The organism is Hydrogenivirga sp. 128-5-R1-1 (assembly GCF_000171895.1).
In genome coordinates this window covers 1-1,352 of sequence record NZ_ABHJ01000392.1, presented here as the reverse complement: position 1 = coordinate 1,352, position 1,352 = coordinate 1, and the positions used below count along the sequence as shown (strand labels likewise).

At 25.5% G+C, this 1,352-nt stretch carries 2 protein-coding genes; both read left to right on the top strand.

Annotated features, from left to right (window positions below; all coding sequences use genetic code 11):
• On the top strand, window positions 1–406 hold a 406-nt coding region (locus HG1285_RS01315; protein ID WP_008289425.1), incomplete at its 5' end, for a DUF507 family protein.
• 6 nt (window positions 407–412) lie between these two features.
• On the top strand, window positions 413–1,352 hold a 940-nt coding region (locus HG1285_RS01320), incomplete at its 3' end, for an LptF/LptG family permease (RefSeq protein WP_008289424.1).

Here is a 1,352-nt window from a genome sequence, read left to right as displayed (position 1 = left end):
AAAAGAAATCGAAAAAGAAGCCGAGAAACTGGTTGAACAGCATATGCATATAGTCCAGTCGGAAGAACTAAGATATAGAACAGCTGTTAGAAAAGTTAAAGAAAGACTTGCAGAAGAGAGAAACATTCATTTAGACCCGGAAGAAAGGATGAACCAGGTAGCTCACAGGATAAGAAAATTAATAGAAACAGATGACTCAGTTGAAATATTTGAACATCCAAACAAAATAAGAAGAAGAATTTTTGAAAAATTAAAACAACTTGTAAGGGAAGAAAGAGAAATAGATAGAGAAGTTAGAAGAAGAATAAAATCTTACTCAAGAAAAATAGAAGAAGGTACTCCAGAATGGAGAATTTTATATAATAGAATTTATGAAGATATTTTGAAAAGAAAAGGATATCTTTAATGTTTTATGAAGTTATTTTATAAATATCTGGCTAAAAAATTTTTTTATTACTTTCTCACTTTTTTAGGGATAATATCTCTTTTAATAATTTCCTCTCAAATGCTAAATTTACCTTCCATTCTTTATCATTTAGATATATTCAAATTTTTCCAATCTATACTTTTAATAAATATTTCTTTCCTTAAACTGCAGTTTTTGTTTGCATATGCTTTATCTTTTTTGTTTTTAGGTTATTATTTAAGAGAGAACAGGGAAATTTATGCTATATATTCTGCCGGAATTTCAAAAAATAACTTTCTTAAATTTATAATTGGACTGAATATAATTGCTGTTGTTGTTGGTTTATTTATAAGTTTATATGTTGTTCCTAAAGCAAATAGAGAAAGGATTAAATTTATAACTGTAAATGTAAAAAAATATTTTTTAGAAGCTTTACAACCGAAGAATTTTACTACATTACCTGGAGATTACATAGTTTATGTTTCAGATAAAGATAAAGAAAAAATGAAAAATGTTGTAATTTACAATCAAAAAAATGGATTTTTGATAACTGCTAAGAAAGCTTTTTTTAAAGGTACTAATCTTATACTATACGAAGGTATGTTACAGGTACCATCAAAACATGGATTCAATGCATTGATTTATAAAAGATATATATTTGATTTAAACATAGAGTATGAAAAGAAGTATTCTATAGAAGATTTCAGGTTAAAAGATTTATTAACAATAGCTGTATCGTCTAATAATTCTGAGAAACTGAAAGCAATTGCAGTATTATCCGAAAGAATAGCTTATGTTCTACCATTTTTGTTTATACCTACAATGTTCTTTTTTATAGGACTTAACATTAGTAAAGATAGAGATTTTATTCTATCTGTTGCTCTTGGAATTTTAGTAATATATATATCAATAAATTATTATCTTATTAAATTAATAGAAAAAGGAA